Consider the following 15,318-nt stretch of genomic DNA (forward strand, 5'->3'; position numbering starts at 1 on the left):
CATCCGTGGTGCACCGCGATTTCCAATATCGCCTGTCTTCACGTCAGCCGATTCCTACACCGATGTTCTTCCGCAAGCTCGCCACGGCGGCCCTGCTGGCCCTCGTGGCGATCGCCGCTCCCGCCGGCGCCCGCGTCCTGCAGTTGCAGCCCATGGCCGCCACCCGGGCCGACGAAACCCATTCCTTCCTGGCCGTCAGCAGCCAGCCGTTCGGGGCCGGCGGCACGCCCTATGCCTTCAGCGGCCGCCTGCGCACGGTCAAGCAGCTGCGCACGCCCACGCCCAACGCCTGGGAAGTCACCTGGCTGGTCTGGAACTACGTCGACAAGGACCACCTGTACTACTTCATCCTGAAGCCCAACGGCTGGGAGATCGGCAAGCGCGACCCGCGCTACGCCGTGCCGGGCGTGAACGACGGCCAGAAGATCATCGCCACCGGTTCCAGCTTCAAGGGCGTCATCGGCCAGTGGTACCGCTTCCAGGTGCAGGTCGCCGGGCCGCGGGCCAGCATCTCGATCGACGGCGTGCAGGTGGCCCGGTTCCACGACAAGGACACGGCCCCCCTGCTTGGCGGGCGCGTGGGCCTGTACGGCGAGGATGCGCTGTGCGAGTGGAGCGACATCTCGGCGCCCTTCGCCGACAGCTTCGAAGCTGATGCCGCCACGCCGCTTGCCGATGGAGCGCAGCTGGCGAACTGGCGGGTGGAGTTCCTCGGCTACGGTTCGGGCGGCGTCGTCGACGCGCCCCCGCAACTGCTGCTGGCGGACAATCCGGCGCGGCCCGCACGGCGCCGCGCGCGCAGCGGCACCTGAGCGATCAGATGTTGGTCTGTTCCGGCGGCACCTGCCGCGGATCGGGCAGGTCCTGGGCATCGTGCGCCCGCGCCGGCGGCGCGCTGCCCACTTCGCCGACGAGGTAGCTGGTCATCGTGAGCGACCCCATGGTGCCGCCTTCGGCGAAGGCGGTCGCGGGCTGGCCGGCCGCGCGGGCCGCGCCGGCGATGTAGGCCAGCGGGAGGAAGTGCTCCGGCGTCGGCACCGAGAGCGCGTACGCGGGGTGGCGCAGGGCCTGGGCCAGCCGGCCCGGCTCGGAGCCCATGATGTCCTTCACTTCCGCATCGAAGGCTTCGCCCCAGTCGAAGGCGCTGTCGGCGCGGCCCCAGTCGATGCGGCGCAGGTTGTGCACCACGTTGCCGCTGCCGAGGATCAGGATGCCGCGCTCGCGCAGCGGCGCCAGGCGCGCGCCGAGCTCGATGTGGTATTCGACCGGCTCGCCGCTGTGGATCGAGAGCTGCAGCACCGGGATGTCCGCCTGCGGGAACACGTGCGCCAGCACCGACCAGGTGCCGTGGTCCAGCCCCCAGCTGTCGTGGTCCAGGCCGACGTACGCCGGCTTCACCGTGTCCACGATCTCCTGCGCCACTTCGGGCGCGCCGGGCGCCGGGTAGTCGAAGGCGAACAGCTCGGGCGGGAAGCCGTGGAAGTCGTGGATCACGCGCGGCCTCGCCATCGCGGTGACGGCCGTGCCCGGCACGAACCAGTGGGCGGAGATCGCGAGGATCGCGCGCGGCCGCGGCAGGCTGCGCCCCAGCGCCGCCCAGGCCTCGGTGAAGCGGTTGCGCTCCAGCGTGTTCATCGGGCTCCCGTGGCCGATGAAGGCGGCGGGCATGGTGCTGGCGGCGGCGCTCATGGAGCGATTCTGCGGCAAGGCGCGCGACCCGAGGTGCGCCGGCCTTCCATACACTGGCCTTCCCTCATCCACGGGCAAGCCAATGGAAACAGACGCAGCGGAAAGCATGACGCGGCGCAACGTCGAGCGGATGCGCAAGATGGAGGACTGGTCCAAGCGCCACCGCAGCGTGCCGGACCGGGCGGCGGAGGCGGTGGCGCGTTTCTGCGGGCGGATCTCCTTCGTCTGGATCCACGCGGTCCTGTTCGCGGTGTGGATCCTGTGGAACGTGCTGCCCAGGCTGCCGCGCTTCGATCCCTATCCCTTCACCTTCCTCACGCTGTGCGTCTCGCTGGAGGCGATCTTCCTCTCGTCCTTCATCCTGATCAGCCAGAACTACGAGATGCGGGTGACCGAGCGGCGCACCCAGCTCGACCTGCAGATCAACCTGCTGGCCGAACAGGAGAACACGAAGATCCTGGCGCTGCTGGAGCTGATGGCCAAGAAGATGGGCGCGATCGAGGCGGACGACCCCGAGATCGACGCGCTCGCGGCCGCGATCCAGCCCGAGAGCATCGTGCGGCAGATCGAGGAGGCCTACCGCGCAGGCTCCTAGAGGACGCTCACGCGTCCCAGCACCGGGAACAGCTTGCCCAGGCCTTCCGCCATCACCTCGACGGCCAGCGCCGCGAGGATCAGTCCCATGAGGCGCGTCAGCACGTTGATGCCGGTCTGCCCGAGCGCACGGGCGATCGGGTTCGCGAGCGCGAAGCAGATGAACGTGACCGCGCCGATCACGACGCCGTAGCCCACCAGCGTGAGCGTCTGCAGCGCCGTCTGCGCACGCTCCGCGTAGACCACCACGGTGGCCATGGTCGCGGGCCCGGTCAGCAGCGGGATGGTCAGCGGCACCACCGCGATGCTCGCGCCCATCGCCGCCTTCTCCGCGCCCTCCTGCATGGCGTTGGTCGTCGGCTTCGCTTCGGCCGGCTTGGCGTTGAGCATGTTGAGCGCGCTGGTCAGCAGCAGCATGCCGCCGCCGACCTGGAAGCTCGCGAGCGAGATGCCGAAGAACTCGAGGATGCGGATCCCCAGCAAGGCACTGGCGGCGATCACCACGAACGCGGTGAACGACGCGACCACCACCGTGTGCCGCCGGTTGGCGCGCGAGAACCCCTGCGTGTAGTGGATGAAGAAGGGGATGATCGCCGGCGGATTGACGATCGCCAGCAGCGTGATGAGCGGCTTGAAGTCCATTCAGGCGGCCGCGCGCGCGGCGTCCAGCGCCGCCAGTTCCTGCGGCGTGGCGGGGTGGCGCCGGCCGAAGAAGCCGTAGCCCTCCATCTGCAGCACCAGCTCGCCCCTCTGGTTGCTCACGTCCCAGCGCGAGCGCACGAGGCCCGCGTCCGGCCGCTTGCGCAGGGGCCGCGCCTCCAGGATCGTGTGGCGCAGCGAGAGCACGTCGCCGGGGAACACGGGCTTCAGCCACTTCAGGCTGTCCAGTCCCGGCGAGCCGAGGCTGGGCGTGTGGCGCAGCAGGTTGTCGACCGTCAGGCGCATGATGAGCCCGCACGTGTGCCAGCCGCTCGCGCACAGGCCCCCGAACATCGACTGGCGGCCGGCCTCCTCGTCGAGGTGGAAGGGCTGCGGGTCGTAGCGCGAGGCGAACTCCTTGATCTCCTCCGCGCTCACCGTCGTCGTGCCCAGGTCGCGCACGCTGCCCGGCTGCATGTCCTCCCAGAAGATCGTGGGCGCCATCAGCGGCCCCCCGACACTTCCACCAGCGACATGGTGGTGTAGCTCGCCTCGGGCGAGAGGAGCCACACGATGGCCTGGGCCACCTCGTCGGCGCTGCCGCCGCGCTGCATCGGCACCTGGTGCGACAGCTCGCGGACGCGGTCCGGCAGGCCGCCCGAGGCGTGGATGTCGGTCTCGATCAGGCCCGGGCGCACCGCGTTGACGCGGATGCCGTCGGCCGCGACCTCCTTGGCCAGCCCGATGGTGAACGCGTCGATCGCCCCCTTGGCCGCCGCGTAGTCCACGTACTGGCCGGGCGCGCCCAGCCGCGCCGCGGCGCTGGAGACGTTCACGATGGCGCCGCCGTTGCCGCCGTGGCGCTTCGCCATGCGCAGCACCGCCTCGCGCGCGCAGACGAAGCTGCCGAGCAGGTTGATGTCGAACATCCGCTTCAGGCGCGCGAGCGACATCTCGTCGACGCGCTGCGGCCGGTCCACCACGCCGGCGTTGTTCACCAGCGCCGTGAGGCGACCGAGCTGGCGGTCGACCTGGCGGAACATCTCCATGACCTGCGCCTCTTCCGCCACGTCGGCCTGCAGCGCGACCGCACGGCCGCCGCCCGCGCGGATGGCGCGCACGACCTCCTCCGCCGCCGCTTCGTTGCGCGTGTAGTTGACGGCCACGGCGTAACCCTTGCGCGCGGCCAGGAGCGCCGTTGCGGCGCCGATGCCCCGGCTGCCGCCGGTGACCAACAGGACTTCGTCCACTCGCTGCCTCCTCCTGCCGCGCCCGCCGCGGCACGGCTCCATTAGATCAAAAGAGATGGATTGACGCCGCACCCGCCGATGAGGGAAGCTCGGCGCCTTCGCATCACGACCAGGAGAACGACAAATGGGCCAGTTCACAGACCTCAAGGCCGCCGACGGGCAGGCGATTCCCGCGTACGTGGCGCAGCCCGCCGGCAAGGCGAAGGGCGGCATCGTGGTGATCCAGGAGATCTTCGGCGTCAACTCTCACATCCGCTCGGTCGCGGACGGCTACGCCGCGCAGGGCTATCTCGCCGTCGCGCCCTCGACCTTCCACCGCGTGAAGCCGGGCGTGGACCTGGGCTACGAGCAGGAGGACATGGCCGCCGGCATGGCGCTGAAGACCGCCACCGAGGCGCTGCCCGCGCCCGGCGTGATGCAGGACATCCAGGCGGCGATCCGGCACGCGTCGCAGGCCGGCAAGGTCGGCATCGTCGGCTTCTGCTACGGCGGCCTGCTCACCTGGCGCGCCGCCTGCCAGCTCGAGGGCCTGAGCGCCGCCGTGCCCTACTACGGCGGCGGCGTCACCACGCCGGACGAGATCGCCCGCAAGCCGAAGTGCCCGGTGATGGCGCACTTCGGCGACCAGGACCACTGGATTTCGCTGGAGAGCGTGGAGGCCTTCAAGAAGGCGCATCCCGACGTGGAGGTGCACGTGTACCACGCCAACCACGGGTTCAACTGCGACCAGCGCGGCTCCTGGAACGCCGAGGCGGCGAAGCTGGCGCGCGAGCGCACGCTGGCGTTCTTCGCGAAGCACGTGGGCTGACGCGGCGCATGCGGCTGTACTACGACCCTGCCACCGCGGCCATGGTGCCGCACATCCTGCTGGAGGAACTGGGCGTGCCCTACGAGCGCGTGCTGGTGGAGCGCGCGCGCAACCAGCACAAGGAGCCTGCCTACCTGGCGCTCAACCCGAACGGGCTGATCCCGGTGCTGGCCGACGGCGACCTGGTTCTGTACGAGACGGCGGCGATCGTGCTGCACCTGTGCGACACGCACCCGGCCGCGCGCCTGGCGCCGGAGGTCGGCACGCCCGGGCGCGCGCACTTCTACAAGTGGCTCGTCTGGCTCACGAACACCTTGCAGGCCACGCTGCTGCTGTACTTCTACCCGGACCGCTGGGTGAAGGAAGGCAATGCGGAGGGCGCGGCCGAGGTGAAGGCGAAGGCCCACGAGAAGATCGTCGGGCTGCTCGCGCAGCTCGACGCCCTGCACGCCGCCAACGGCGGGCCGTGGATCCTGGGCGAGCCCTACGGCGCCCTCGACCCCTACGTGTTCACGTTGTGCCGCTGGACGCGCAACTTCCCGCAGGGCAAGGCGCGCGAGTTCCCGAACCTGGGGCCCTACCTGCAGCGCATCACCGACCGGCCGGCCGTGCAGCGGGTGATCCAGGTCGAGGGGCTGTCGCCGCCCTTCTTCTGAAGGAGCGTCAGCGGCCCGTGCGCGCGAGGTAGCGCTTGCGCCAGAAGACGACGCCCAGCACGGCGGCGATCAGCCCCATCGAGGCCAGCGTCCACCAGAAGCCGGCCGCCTGGTGCGTCAGCGGCAGCAGCTCGAAGTTCATGCCGAAGATGCCGGCGATGAGGTTCAGCGGCAGGAAGATGGCCGTGAGCGCCGTGAGCGTGCGCATGATGTCGTTGGTGCGGTTGCCGACGGCGGAGAAATGGATCTGCACGGCCGTCTCCGCGCCCTGCTCCATGCGGTGCACGTGGTGGGTGACGCGCTGGATGTGTTCCACCACGTCGCGCGCCCGCGCGAGCAGGCCGTCGCGCTCGGACTGCGTCATCCAGGGCGGCGGCTGCTCGCGCTGCGCGTCCAGCCATTCCTGCATCGCGTCGTTCTGTTCCTCGCACAGGTCCTGCAGCGTGTGCAGGGCGTTGCGCGCGGTCATCAGGGCCGCCCAGTCGGCCGCCGCATGGCGGTTGGGCGCGAGCAGCTGCTGCTGCCAGCGATCGAGCTCGGTGCTGAGCACCTTGCGCAGCTCCAGGTAGCTGTCCACCACCAGGTTCAGCATGCGCAGCATCAGGTCCGCCGAACTGGTGGGAAGGCGGTTGCGCGCGGCGGCGCTCATGGCCTCGCTCTGCAGCGCATCCTGCAGGTAGCGCTCGATGAAGGAGCGCGCGGCGAAGCAGCCCTGCGGATGGACCGTGACCAGCAGCCGGTCGAACACCACGAAGCCGACGGCGCGCGTGCGGATGCGGCTGAAGCTCGCGAGTGGCGCCTCGCGCGCCACCGCCTCCTCGCCCAGCTCCACCCGCACCTCGGCGTCGGTCGCGAGCCGGCGGAAGATCACCAGGTCGTACACCGAGGTGTAGTCGTAGTGCGAGGGGTGGCTGCGGTTGCCGAGGTCCTTCAGGTGCAGGTCGAGCAATTGCGATCCGCCCAGGGTGGCGGCCGCACGCTGCAGCGTCGGGAGGTTCTGCTCGAGGTGCTCGCGCTCGACGTAGATCCACAGGAAGCCGCGCTCGGGGGCGCGGGCCGGCAACTGGTCGAGGAAGCGCAGCGTGCCGGCGCCGAATTCGACGATGTGCACGCCGCCCGGCCTCCTAGGCGCGCAGCTGGCGCGCGGCGTCCAGCGCGAAATAGGTGAGCACGCCGTCGGCGCCGGCGCGCTTGAAGGCGAGCAGGCTCTCCATCATCACCAGGTCGTGGTCCAGCCAGCCGTTGGCGGCGGCGGCCTTGAGCATCGCGTACTCGCCCGACACCTGGTAGGCGAAGGTGGGCACGCGGAACTCGTCCTTCACGCGGCGCACGACGTCCAGGTAGGGCATGCCGGGCTTGACCATCACCATGTCGGCGCCCTCGGCCAGGTCCATCGCGACCTCGCGCAGCGCCTCGTCGCCGTTGCCCGGGTCCATCTGGTAGACCTTCTTGTTGCTCTTGCCCAGGTTGGAGGCCGATCCCACCGCGTCGCGGAAGGGGCCGTAGAAGGCGCTCGCGTACTTGGCGCTGTACGCCATGATGCGCGTGTGGATGTGGCGGCCGGCTTCCAGCGCCGAGCGGATCGCGCCGATGCGCCCGTCCATCATGTCCGAGGGCGCGACGATGTCCACGCCGGCGCCGGCCTGGGTGAGCGCCTGCTTCACCAGCATCTCCACCGTCTCGTCGTTCAGGATGTAGCCGGTCTCGTCCAGCAGCCCGTCCTGCCCGTGGCTGGTGAAGGGGTCGAGGGCGACGTCCGTCATCACGCCCAGATCGGGGAATTCCTTCTTCAGGCCCTGCACGACGCGCGGCACCAGGCCTTCCGGGTTGCAGGCCTCGCGGCCGTCCGGCGTCTTCAGCTTCGCATCGATCACCGGGAACAGCGCCAGCGCGGGCACGCCCAGCTTCATGCACTGTTCCGCGACGGGCAGCAGCAGGTCCAGGCTCAGTCGCTCCACGCCCGGCATGGAAGGCACGGCCTGCCGCTGCCTCTGGCCGTCCAGCACGAACACGGGGTAGATCAGGTCGTGCGGCGACAGCGCGTGCTCGCGCACCAGGTTGCGGGTGAACGCGTCGCGCCGCAGGCGGCGTGGCCGTCCCTGCGGAAAGGGTGCGAAGGAAGTCATGCGGAAAATTGTGCCCGATGCGCGGTGGCCAGGATCATGAGGGAACTGAGGACTTTATGCTTGAAAGCAGGGCCCGGCGCTGTTAAATTACGCGCGGGCGGCTTGCCGCCCCCCGCTTTTCCTCCCTGAGCGGGCGCCTTGATGTGTGACAGCAAAAAGGCTTCGCACCCCGGCTTCGCAAGAGCCGGGGTTTTTTTCCGCCTGCTGCATCGCAATGCGTGCGCGCCCCCGGGCCGCGGGGCCTCCTTACACTCCGCCCATGCTCTGGGTGAAGGCTTTCCATATCGTGTTCGTGGCCAGCTGGTTCGCCGGCCTGTTCTACCTGCCGCGGATCTTCGTGAACCTCGCCATGGTGGCGCCGGGGTCGTCGGCCGAGCGCGAGCGCCTGCTGCTGATGGCGCGCAAGCTCCTGCGCTTCACCACGCTGCTGGCGGTTCCGGCCGTGGGCCTGGGGCTGTGGCTCTGGCTGGGTTACGGCATCGGGCGCGGCAGCGGCTGGATGCACGCGAAGCTGGCCGTCGTCGTGCTCACCGTCGGCTACCACCACGCCTGCGCCGTGCTGCTGCGCAAGCTCGCGGCGGGCACGAGCCGGCGCAGCCACCGCTGGTTCCGGTGGTTCAACGAGCTGCCCGTGCTGTTCCTCGCCGCCGCCGTCGTCCTGGTGGTGGTGAAGCCCTTCTGACATGCAGCACAAGACGTCGGCCTGGCCGCTGGCGGGCGCCTATGCGGTGCTGGTGGTGTATGCGAGCCTCTACCCCTTCTCCGGGTGGCGCAACCAGGAGATCGCGCCCTGGGAGTTCCTGTTCGCCGGCTGGCCCAAGTACTGGACCGGCTTCGACGTGGCGGCCAACGTGGTGGGCTACATCCCGCTCGGCTTCCTGCTGGCCCTGAGCTTCCTGCGGCGCGGCAACGTCCGCTATTTCGCCTCCCATCCCAACCTCGCGGCCGTCGTGGTCGCGGTGCTGGCCGGCGGCGTGCTGTCCTTCTGCATGGAAGCGGTGCAGAGCTTCCTGCCCTCGCGCGTGGCCTCCAACGTCGACTTCGGCCTCAACGTCGGCGGCACCCTGCTGGGCGCCGCCGTCGCCGCCGGCCTGGAGCTGGGCGGTGCCATCGCCCACTGGAGCCGATTCCGCGAGCGCTGGTTCATCCCGGAAGCGCGGGGCGCGCTCGTGCTGCTGGCGCTGTGGCCGTTCGCGCTGCTGTTCCCGGCGGCCGTGCCGCTGGGGCTGGGGCAGGTGCTGGAGCGGCTGGAAAACGCGATCGCCGAGTGGCTGCTGGAAACGCCTTTCCTGGAGTGGCTGCCGGTGCGCGAGGTGGAGCTGCAGCCCCTGGTCCCCGCGGCGGAGCTGTTGTGCGTGGCGCTCGGCGCCTTCATCCCCTGCCTGCTGGGCTACACGATCCTGCGCTCGGTCGGCCGGCGCGCGGTGTTCGCCGTGGCGGCCGTGGCCGTGGGCGCCGGGGTGACGGCGCTGTCGGCCGCGCTCAGCTGGGGGCCGGCGCACGCCTGGGCCTGGCTGAGCCTGCCGGTGCGCCTGGGGCTCGTGTTCGGCCTGCTGCTGGCGCTGCTGATGCTGGCCGTGCCGCGGCGCGGGTGCGCGGCCATGCTGCTGCTGGCGCTGGTCGTCCACCTGAGCGTGCTGAACCAGGCGCCCGCCAGCGCCTACTTCGCCGACACGCTGCAGGCCTGGGAGCAGGGCCGCTTCATCCGCTTCCACGGCCTGGCGCAGTGGCTGGGGTGGCTCTGGCCTTATGCGGTGCTGGTCTATGTGCTGGTGCGGGTCTCGCGTCCGGAGCGCACTCCTACAATGCCCGCATGAGCGTTCCCGTGCCCGAGTCCCCGCAGTATTACCGCCACCACATCTTCTTCTGCCTGAACCAGCGCACCAATGGCGAGGCGTGCTGCGCCGACCACGATGCGCAGGCGGCGTTCGACCGCTGCAAGGCGCAGGTCAAGGCGAAGGGGCTCTCGGGGCCCGGGCAGGTGCGCGTGAACAAGTCCGGCTGCCTCGATCGCTGCCAGGGCGGCCCGATCGCCGTCGTCTACCCGGAAGGCGTCTGGTACACGTACGTCGACGCCGCCGACATCGACGAGATCGTCGAATCGCACCTGCAGAACGGCAAGATCGTCGAGCGCCTGCTCACGCCGCCGCACCTCGGACGCTGACATGAACGCGCAGACCGAGCGCCTGGAGCTCGCCGGGCCGGCGGGGCGCATCCAGCTGCTGCGCGACCAGCCGGAGGGCGCGCCGCACGGCACGGCCGTGATCGCGCATCCGCATCCCCTCTTCGGCGGCACCATGGACAACAAGGTGGTGCAGACGCTGGCGCGCGCCTTCGTGCAGTGCGGCTGGACGGCGCTGCGCTTCAACTTCCGCGGCGTGGGCGCCAGCGAAGGCGTGCACGACAACGGCGAGGGCGAGACCACCGACCTGCTGCACGTCGTGCGCGAGCTGGCCGGCGAAGGCCCGCTCGCACTGGCCGGGTTCTCCTTCGGCGCGTACGTGACCGCCCGTGCGCTGCAGTCGCTCGCGGCCGGGCGGCAGCCGGAAGCTGTCGTGCTGGTGGGCGTCGCGGCGGCCCGCTTCCAGGTTCCGGAACTCCCGGGCGAATGCGCGGATCGCACGTTGTTGATCCATGGCGAGGTGGACGACACCGTCCCGCTGTCCGCCGCCATGGACTGGGCCCGTCCCCAGCTGCTGCCGGTCACGGTGGTGCCGGGGGTGGGGCATTTCTTCCACGGGCAGCTGCCCCTCTTAAAGAAACTGGTGGTCCGCCACCTCCGCACACAAGGATGAGAACAAGCTGGATGCGGGCGCTGCTGGCGCCCTGGATGGTCCTTTTCTGCCTGGCCGCCGCGGCCCAGGTCCCGCAACCGCCCGAGGTCGCCGCCAAGAGCTACCTGCTGATGGACGTCAGCGCGAACCAGATCCTGGCGTCGCGCGACATCGATTCGCCGGTGGAACCGGCGTCGCTGACCAAGCTGATGACCGGCTACCTGGTCTACGACGCCCTGCGCTCCAAGAAGATCACGCTCGACCAGAAGCTGCCGGTGAGCGAGAGGGCCTGGCGCATGCCCGGCTCGCGCATGTTCATCGACCCCAAGATGCAGGTGCCGGTGGACGACCTGATCAAGGGCATGATCGTCCAGTCGGGCAACGACGCCACCATGGCCCTGGCCGAGGGCGTGGGCGGCACGGCCGAGCACTTCGTGGAGATGATGAACCAGCAGGCCAAGGCGCTGGGCATGAAGAACACCACCTTCAAGAACCCGGAAGGCCTGACCGAGCCCGGCCACACGACCACGGCGCGCGACCTGGCGATCCTGGCGACCCGGCTGATGCAGGACTTCCCGGAGGACATGAAGTACTACTCGATCAAGAAGTACCGCTATCCGGGCACGCCGGCCGCCAACGACACCAACCGCAACACGCTGCTGTTCCGCGACCCGACCGTGGACGGCCTGAAGACCGGCCACACGGACGCCGCCGGCTACTGCCTGATCGCCACCGCCAAGCGCGACTTCCCCAACCTGAAGGGGCGCCGCCTGCTGGCCATCGTGCTGGGCGCCAGCAGCGAGGCGGCCCGCGCGAACGAGGCCCAGAAGCTGCTGAACTGGGGCTACACGGCCTTCGAGGGCCTCAAGCTCTTCGACGCCAACCAGCCGGTGCTGGAGCCCCAGGTCTGGAAGGGCACCCAGGACACCCTGAAGCTGGGCCAGACCAAGCCGATCGTGCTGGCGGTGCCCTCGGGCAGCGCCTCGCGCATCAAGACCCAGGTGGCGCGGCCCGATCCGCTGGTCGCCCCCTTCACCAAGGGCCAGCAGGTCGCCACCCTGAAGATCCTGGTGGGCGACCAGGTCCTGCGCGAGGTGCCCCTGGTGGCCCTGGAGCCGGTGGAACAGGCCGGCATCTTCGGCCGCGCCTGGGACGCCATCCGCCTCTGGATCAAGTAGCCGTCGGACAGGGTTTCGGTCCGCGGGTTATACTCGCGGGCTTTCCCGCAATTTGGGGCGGGAGAGCTTTTCCGTTTCCACACGAACGTTTAGGGACGTTTTTTCAATGCCAACCATCAATCAACTGGTGCGTCACGGGCGGGAGGTCGAGAAGACCAACTCCAAGAGCCCCGCGATGCAGAACAGCCCGCAGCGGCGCGGCGTGTGCACCCGCGTGTACACCACGACGCCCAAGAAGCCGAACTCCGCCCTGCGGAAGGTCGCCAAGGTCCGCCTGACCAACGGCTTCGAAGTCATCTCCTACATCGGCGGCGAAGGCCACAACCTGCAGGAGCACTCGGTGGTGCTCGTGCGCGGCGGCCGCGTCAAGGACCTGCCCGGCGTGCGTTACCACATCGTCCGCGGCTCCCTGGACCTGCAGGGCGTGAAGGATCGCAAGCAGTCCCGTTCCAAGTACGGCGCCAAGCGCCCGAAGAAGGCGTAAAGCCAAGAGTGGTTTGTCGGTGCTTCCCAGCCCTGGCAGGCTGAGTGAAGCGTAGTGACCCCGGACAAGGGTCGAGTAAGTGGGATGTCCTGATGGCTCCCGCGGCCGCGGCGAAGACAGCCGGGCCAACTGAAGCAAAGAGAGAGGTTAGAAATGCCACGTCGTCGCGAAGTCCCTAAGCGTGAAATCCTGCCGGATCCCAAGTACGGCAACGTCGAGCTCGCCAAGTTCATGAACGTCATCATGCAAGGCGGCAAGAAGGCGGTCGCCGAGCGCATCGTCTACGGCGCGCTCGAGCAGATCGAGAAGAAGAACCCGGGCCGTGACCCGGTGGAAGCCTTCACCATGGCCATCAACAACGTGAAGCCCATGGTCGAGGTGAAGTCCCGCCGCGTCGGCGGCGCCAACTACCAGGTGCCCGTGGAAGTCCGCCCGGTGCGCCGGCTTGCCCTGTCGATGCGCTGGATCAAGGAAGCCGCCAAGAAGCGCGGCGAGAAGTCCATGGCCCTGCGCCTGGCGAACGAACTCATGGAAGCCACGGAAGGCCGCGGCGGCGCCATGAAGAAGCGTGACGAAGTGCACCGCATGGCCGAGGCCAACAAGGCCTTCAGCCACTTCCGCTTCTGAGAATCGCCCCCATCTAGCGGTGCGGCCCGCCACGAACGGGCCCGCACCCGTCCACAGAAAGATCCATCATGGCCCGCAAAACGCCCATCGAGCGGTACCGCAACATCGGTATTTCCGCCCACATCGACGCCGGCAAGACCACCACCACCGAGCGCATCCTCTTCTATACCGGCGTGAACCACAAGCTCGGCGAAGTGCACGACGGCGCTGCCACCACCGACTGGATGGAGCAGGAGCAGGAGCGCGGCATCACGATCACCTCCGCGGCCGTGACCTGCTTCTGGAAGGGCATGGACCTGTCCTACCCGGAGCACCGCTTCAACATCATCGACACCCCCGGACACGTGGACTTCACCATCGAGGTGGAGCGCTCCATGCGCGTCCTGGACGGCGCCTGCATGGTCTATTGCGCCGTCGGCGGCGTGCAGCCGCAGTCGGAAACCGTCTGGCGCCAGGCCAACAAGTACAAGGTGCCGCGCCTCGCGTTCGTCAACAAGATGGACCGCACCGGCGCGAACTTCTTCAAGGTCTATGACCAGATGAAGACCCGCCTGAAGGCCAACCCCGTGCCGGTGGTGATCCCGATCGGCGCGGAGGACAACTTCAAGGGCGTCGTCGACCTGCTGAAGATGAAGGCCATCCTCTGGGACGAAGCCTCCCAGGGCATGAAGTTCGAGTACGCCGACATCCCGGCCGAGCTGGTAGCGACCGCCAACGAGTGGCGCGAGAAGATGGTCGAGTCGGCCGCCGAGGCCTCCGAGGAACTGATGAACAAGTACCTCGAGGAAGGCGACCTGAGCGAAGCCGAGATCAAGCAGGGCCTGCGGACCCGCACGATCGCGACCGAGATCCAGCCCATGCTGTGCGGCACCGCCTTCAAGAACAAGGGCGTGCAGCGAATGCTGGACGCCGTGATCGACTTCCTGCCGTCGCCGGTGGACATCCCCCCGGTGGCCGGCCTCGACGAGGACGAGAAGGAAACCTCGCGCAAGGCGGACGACACCGAGAAGTTCTCGGCGCTGGCGTTCAAGCTGATGACCGACCCGTTCGTGGGCCAGCTCACGTTCGTGCGCGTGTACTCGGGCGTCCTGTCCAAGGGCGACACCGTCTACAACCCGGTCAAGGGCAAGAAGGAGCGCATCGGCCGGATCGTGCAGATGATGGCCAACACCCGCACCGAGATCGAGGAGATCCGCGCCGGTGACATCGCCGCCTGCGTGGGCCTGAAGGACGTGACCACGGGCGAGACCCTGTGCGACCCCGAGTCCATCGTGACGCTGGAGCGCATGGTGTTCCCCGAGCCGGTGATCCGCCAGGCCGTGGAGCCCAAGACCAAGGCCGACCAGGAGAAGATGGGCATCGCCCTGCAGCGCCTGGCCTCGGAAGACCCGTCCTTCCGCGTCAACACCGACGAGGAATCGGGCCAGACCATCATCGCCGGCATGGGCGAGCTGCACCTGGAAATCATCGTCGACCGCATGAAGCGCGAGTTCGGCGTGGAAGCCAACGTGGGCAAGCCGCAGGTGGCCTACCGCGAGACGATCCGCCGCAAGACGGCCGACGTGGAAGGCAAGTTCGTGCGCCAGTCGGGCGGCAAGGGCCAGTACGGCCACGTCGTCTTCACGGTCGAGCCGAACGAGACCGGCAAGGGCTTCGAGTTCGTCGACGCGATCAAGGGCGGCGTGGTGCCGCGCGAGTACATCCCGGCGGTGCAGAAGGGCGTGGAAGAAGCCCTGACGTCCGGCGTGCTGGCCGGCTACCCGGTGGTGGACGTGAAGGTCACGCTGACCTTCGGTTCCTACCACGAGGTGGACTCGTCCGAGCAGGCGTTCAAGATGGCCGCCATCTTCGGCTTCAAGGAAGGCGCGAAGAAGTCGCAGCCCGTGATCCTGGAGCCCATGATGGCCGTGGAAGTCGAGACGCCGGAAGACTACGCCGGCAACGTGATGGGCGACCTGTCGTCCCGTCGCGGCATGGTGCAGGGCATGGACGACATGCCCGGCGGCGGCAAGGTCATCAAGGCCGAGGTCCCGCTGTCGGAAATGTTCGGCTACTCGACCACGCTGCGCTCGATGTCCCAGGGCCGCGCGACGTACACGATGGAATTCAAGCACTACAGCGAAGCCCCGAAGAACGTCGCCGAGGCGATCATCGCCGCCCGCGCGAAGTAATCGGCGCGCACAGGAAGAGAACGCAGAGGACGCAGAAACTACGCAGAGGACGCAGAGAACATCCATTGACTGGTTTTTTCTGCGTTCTCTGCGAAACCTCTGCGTCCTCTGCGTTCAAGAGTTCGTCTGCGACCCGACCACCTTTGCTGCCCGTGGCAAAGGATTCGTGAGTCGGGTGCAGACGTAAAACCAGCACACGGGCATAGCTCTTTATCGGAGATTTCTCAATGGCAAAAGGCAAGTTCGAGCGGACCAAGCCGCACGTGAACGTGGGCACCATCGGCCACGTGGACCATGGCAAGACGACCCTGACGGCGGCGAT

The 15,318-nt window shown here is 68.7% G+C and carries 19 protein-coding genes; 13 read left to right on the forward strand and 6 right to left on the reverse strand.

All coding sequences use genetic code 11. The features are described from left to right. Positions 1 to 62: 62 nt before the first annotated feature. The gene (locus ACY0MJ_RS17690; RefSeq protein ID WP_462639856.1) at positions 63 to 812 is read left to right on the forward strand and encodes a hypothetical protein; all 750 of its coding nucleotides are present in this window, start codon (positions 63 to 65) and stop codon (positions 810 to 812) included. A 4-nt stretch (positions 813 to 816) separates the two neighbouring features. Here the strand turns inward: ACY0MJ_RS17690 and ygiD are convergent, their stop codons facing one another. Further along, on the reverse strand, positions 817 to 1,689 hold the full coding sequence (ygiD, locus tag ACY0MJ_RS17695) for a 4,5-DOPA-extradiol-dioxygenase (RefSeq protein WP_462639857.1): 873 nt from the start codon (positions 1,687 to 1,689) through the stop codon (positions 817 to 819). A gap of 106 nt (positions 1,690 to 1,795) precedes the next feature. Here ygiD and ACY0MJ_RS17700 point away from each other — a divergent pair, with 106 nt between their 5' ends. Continuing rightward, entirely contained in the window at positions 1,796 to 2,284 is a 489-nt protein-coding gene (locus ACY0MJ_RS17700; protein ID WP_462639858.1) for a DUF1003 domain-containing protein, read from the forward strand. Here the strand turns inward: ACY0MJ_RS17700 and ACY0MJ_RS17705 are convergent. The 3 genes from ACY0MJ_RS17705 to ACY0MJ_RS17715 are packed head-to-tail and all read right to left on the reverse strand — an operon-like array spanning position 2,281 to position 4,172. Next, positions 2,281 to 2,925 (reverse strand): MarC family protein, encoded by a 645-nt coding sequence (locus tag ACY0MJ_RS17705; protein WP_462639859.1) that lies wholly within the window; start codon positions 2,923 to 2,925, stop codon positions 2,281 to 2,283. The two genes, ACY0MJ_RS17700 and ACY0MJ_RS17705, sit on opposite strands and share 4 nt — an antisense overlap. Beyond that, positions 2,926 to 3,426 carry a MaoC family dehydratase gene (locus ACY0MJ_RS17710; RefSeq protein ID WP_462639860.1) on the reverse strand — a complete coding sequence of 167 codons (501 nt, stop codon included), beginning with the start codon at positions 3,424 to 3,426 and terminating at the stop codon, positions 2,926 to 2,928. It lies immediately after the preceding gene. After that, positions 3,426 to 4,172 carry an SDR family oxidoreductase gene (locus ACY0MJ_RS17715; protein ID WP_462639861.1) on the reverse strand — a complete coding sequence of 249 codons (747 nt, stop codon included), beginning with the start codon at positions 4,170 to 4,172 and terminating at the stop codon, positions 3,426 to 3,428. Before ACY0MJ_RS17715 ends, ACY0MJ_RS17710 begins: the two co-directional genes overlap by 1 nt. Positions 4,173 to 4,296: 124 nt before the next feature. Between ACY0MJ_RS17715 and ACY0MJ_RS17720 the strand changes: the two genes are divergently transcribed. Together ACY0MJ_RS17720 and ACY0MJ_RS17725 are read left to right on the forward strand one after the other, a co-directional pair. Beyond that, positions 4,297 to 4,980: a dienelactone hydrolase family protein gene (locus tag ACY0MJ_RS17720; RefSeq protein WP_462639862.1), complete on the forward strand. Its 684-nt coding sequence runs from the start codon at positions 4,297 to 4,299 to the stop codon at positions 4,978 to 4,980. 8 nt (positions 4,981 to 4,988) lie between these two features. Continuing rightward, positions 4,989 to 5,636: a glutathione S-transferase family protein gene (locus ACY0MJ_RS17725; RefSeq protein ID WP_462639863.1), complete on the forward strand. Its 648-nt coding sequence runs from the start codon at positions 4,989 to 4,991 to the stop codon at positions 5,634 to 5,636. A gap of 7 nt (positions 5,637 to 5,643) precedes the next feature. Here the strand turns inward: ACY0MJ_RS17725 and ACY0MJ_RS17730 are convergent, their stop codons facing one another. Together ACY0MJ_RS17730 and hemB are read right to left on the reverse strand one after the other, a co-directional pair. Further along, a complete protein-coding gene (locus ACY0MJ_RS17730) occupies positions 5,644 to 6,747 on the reverse strand; it encodes a magnesium transporter CorA family protein (protein ID WP_462639864.1) in 1,104 nt (367 codons plus the stop codon). A 13-nt stretch (positions 6,748 to 6,760) separates the two neighbouring features. After that, the gene (hemB, locus tag ACY0MJ_RS17735) at positions 6,761 to 7,762 is read right to left on the reverse strand and encodes a porphobilinogen synthase (RefSeq protein WP_462639865.1); all 1,002 of its coding nucleotides are present in this window, start codon (positions 7,760 to 7,762) and stop codon (positions 6,761 to 6,763) included. A 259-nt stretch (positions 7,763 to 8,021) separates the two neighbouring features. Here hemB and ACY0MJ_RS17740 point away from each other — a divergent pair, with 259 nt between their 5' ends. The 9 genes from ACY0MJ_RS17740 to ACY0MJ_RS17780 all read left to right on the forward strand — a co-directional run. Beyond that, positions 8,022 to 8,444: a CopD family protein gene (locus ACY0MJ_RS17740; protein WP_462639866.1), complete on the forward strand. Its 423-nt coding sequence runs from the start codon at positions 8,022 to 8,024 to the stop codon at positions 8,442 to 8,444. Position 8,445: 1 nt separating this feature from the next. Beyond that, entirely contained in the window at positions 8,446 to 9,579 is a 1,134-nt protein-coding gene (locus tag ACY0MJ_RS17745) for a VanZ family protein (protein WP_462639867.1), read from the forward strand. After that, the gene (locus tag ACY0MJ_RS17750; RefSeq protein WP_462639868.1) at positions 9,576 to 9,926 is read left to right on the forward strand and encodes a (2Fe-2S) ferredoxin domain-containing protein; all 351 of its coding nucleotides are present in this window, start codon (positions 9,576 to 9,578) and stop codon (positions 9,924 to 9,926) included. Before ACY0MJ_RS17745 ends, ACY0MJ_RS17750 begins: the two co-directional genes overlap by 4 nt. A gap of 1 nt (position 9,927) precedes the next feature. Continuing rightward, entirely contained in the window at positions 9,928 to 10,557 is a 630-nt protein-coding gene (locus tag ACY0MJ_RS17755) for an alpha/beta hydrolase (RefSeq protein WP_462639869.1), read from the forward strand. Between the two features lie 11 nt (positions 10,558 to 10,568). Beyond that, the gene (locus tag ACY0MJ_RS17760; RefSeq protein ID WP_462639872.1) at positions 10,569 to 11,714 is read left to right on the forward strand and encodes a D-alanyl-D-alanine carboxypeptidase family protein; all 1,146 of its coding nucleotides are present in this window, start codon (positions 10,569 to 10,571) and stop codon (positions 11,712 to 11,714) included. 106 nt (positions 11,715 to 11,820) lie between these two features. Then, complete coding sequence (gene rpsL, locus ACY0MJ_RS17765; protein WP_048438439.1) at positions 11,821 to 12,198, forward strand: 30S ribosomal protein S12; 378 nt, start codon at positions 11,821 to 11,823, stop codon at positions 12,196 to 12,198. Positions 12,199 to 12,351: 153 nt separating this feature from the next. Then, the gene (gene rpsG / locus ACY0MJ_RS17770) at positions 12,352 to 12,825 is read left to right on the forward strand and encodes a 30S ribosomal protein S7 (RefSeq protein ID WP_135251794.1); all 474 of its coding nucleotides are present in this window, start codon (positions 12,352 to 12,354) and stop codon (positions 12,823 to 12,825) included. Between the two features lie 68 nt (positions 12,826 to 12,893). After that, positions 12,894 to 14,996: an elongation factor G gene (gene fusA / locus ACY0MJ_RS17775; protein WP_462639870.1), complete on the forward strand. Its 2,103-nt coding sequence runs from the start codon at positions 12,894 to 12,896 to the stop codon at positions 14,994 to 14,996. Between the two features lie 227 nt (positions 14,997 to 15,223). Beyond that, the coding region (locus ACY0MJ_RS17780; RefSeq protein ID WP_005434227.1) for a GTP-binding protein at positions 15,224 to 15,318 on the forward strand (95 nt) is incomplete at its 3' end.

The organism is Ramlibacter sp. bp-362 (assembly GCF_054956735.1).

Bases quoted from the DNA above. Each gene is read 5' to 3' on its own strand.
- ACY0MJ_RS17690 (WP_462639856.1), top strand. From the start codon at position 63: ATGTTCTTCCGCAAGCTCGCCACGGCGGCCCTGCTGGCCCTCGTGGCG.
- ygiD (WP_462639857.1), bottom strand. From the start codon at position 1,689: ATGAGCGCCGCCGCCAGCACCATGCCCGCCGCCTTCATCGGCCACGGG.
- ACY0MJ_RS17700 (WP_462639858.1), top strand. From the start codon at position 1,796: ATGACGCGGCGCAACGTCGAGCGGATGCGCAAGATGGAGGACTGGTCC.
- ACY0MJ_RS17705 (WP_462639859.1), bottom strand. From the start codon at position 2,925: ATGGACTTCAAGCCGCTCATCACGCTGCTGGCGATCGTCAATCCGCCG.
- ACY0MJ_RS17710 (WP_462639860.1), bottom strand. From the start codon at position 3,426: ATGGCGCCCACGATCTTCTGGGAGGACATGCAGCCGGGCAGCGTGCGC.
- ACY0MJ_RS17720 (WP_462639862.1), top strand. From the start codon at position 4,297: ATGGGCCAGTTCACAGACCTCAAGGCCGCCGACGGGCAGGCGATTCCC.
- ACY0MJ_RS17725 (WP_462639863.1), top strand. From the start codon at position 4,989: ATGCGGCTGTACTACGACCCTGCCACCGCGGCCATGGTGCCGCACATC.
- hemB (WP_462639865.1), bottom strand. From the start codon at position 7,762: ATGACTTCCTTCGCACCCTTTCCGCAGGGACGGCCACGCCGCCTGCGG.
- ACY0MJ_RS17740 (WP_462639866.1), top strand. From the start codon at position 8,022: ATGCTCTGGGTGAAGGCTTTCCATATCGTGTTCGTGGCCAGCTGGTTC.
- ACY0MJ_RS17745 (WP_462639867.1), top strand. From the start codon at position 8,446: ATGCAGCACAAGACGTCGGCCTGGCCGCTGGCGGGCGCCTATGCGGTG.
- ACY0MJ_RS17750 (WP_462639868.1), top strand. From the start codon at position 9,576: ATGAGCGTTCCCGTGCCCGAGTCCCCGCAGTATTACCGCCACCACATC.
- ACY0MJ_RS17755 (WP_462639869.1), top strand. From the start codon at position 9,928: ATGAACGCGCAGACCGAGCGCCTGGAGCTCGCCGGGCCGGCGGGGCGC.
- ACY0MJ_RS17760 (WP_462639872.1), top strand. From the start codon at position 10,569: ATGCGGGCGCTGCTGGCGCCCTGGATGGTCCTTTTCTGCCTGGCCGCC.
- rpsL (WP_048438439.1), top strand. From the start codon at position 11,821: ATGCCAACCATCAATCAACTGGTGCGTCACGGGCGGGAGGTCGAGAAG.
- rpsG (WP_135251794.1), top strand. From the start codon at position 12,352: ATGCCACGTCGTCGCGAAGTCCCTAAGCGTGAAATCCTGCCGGATCCC.
- fusA (WP_462639870.1), top strand. From the start codon at position 12,894: ATGGCCCGCAAAACGCCCATCGAGCGGTACCGCAACATCGGTATTTCC.